The 737-nt window shown below is 32.3% G+C and carries 2 protein-coding genes; both read right to left on the bottom strand.

Annotated features, from left to right (window positions below):
- Positions 1-398 (bottom strand): transposase (locus Q4548_RS16670; RefSeq protein WP_303457162.1); only part of this gene is annotated, 398 nt, incomplete at its 3' end.
- A gap of 19 nt (positions 399-417) precedes the next feature.
- On the bottom strand, positions 418-737 hold a 320-nt coding region (locus Q4548_RS16665; protein WP_303457159.1), incomplete at its 5' end, for a transposase.

The raw sequence follows: 737 nt of genomic DNA, 5'->3' as shown, positions 1-737 counted from the left end.
TGTACGTGAAAACGATCGGTTACTTGCATGGCTTTAGGGAAACACTTTTTAGCAATAAATTTCATAGAATTCGCCATATCTAAAGTTATTTCTTTGACTTTGTTTCTTTTAGATTTAGGGATTTTCAAGAGTTGTTCAATGATTGGCTCTACCTTTGTTCCAGAGAGAATGGCAACAATAGCTCCTTTTTTACCTTTTGCTTTTTTGTTGGTAATAATGGTATAGAGTTCTCCTTTAGAAAAAGCTGTCTCATCAATAGATAAATAACTCCCCATATTCTGAGGGAATACAAGCCATTTTTTAGCATGAGATTTATGTTTCCAGGTCTTAAATTCACTTAAATAGTCTCGATACTGCCTTTGTAATTTTTTACCATTGACATTATAGAAACTTCCTATAGTGTGACAGTCATTAGCTTTAGTATCTACTAATTTCTTTTAAAAAAGCAGCGAACTCTGCTGTCATACGAGTTCCCTGTGCTACTAGCTCCCAGTCTCTTTGGACTATTTCATTAGAAGTTTTATCCAACCATCTTCTACGTTTTACATGTAAATAGACCGTGTTACCGCGTAATGGAAAATCTTGTATGGTTACTTGTTTATGAAAACCATGAGCTATTAAAATTTTACTATTTTCTTGAGAAGGAATGCTGTTTTTTTCTTCAAAATATAAATGAAGTGTTTCTTCTTTTTTATGATGTTTTACTAAATCAAAGTGATCAATTAAGAATTCAGGTA

Source organism: Wenyingzhuangia sp. 2_MG-2023, from assembly GCF_030548295.1.
Lineage (GTDB): Bacteria > Bacteroidota > Bacteroidia > Flavobacteriales > Flavobacteriaceae > Wenyingzhuangia.
The sequence above is the reverse complement of the archived record's forward strand: the minus strand, read 5'-3'. Positions and strand labels throughout refer to the sequence as shown.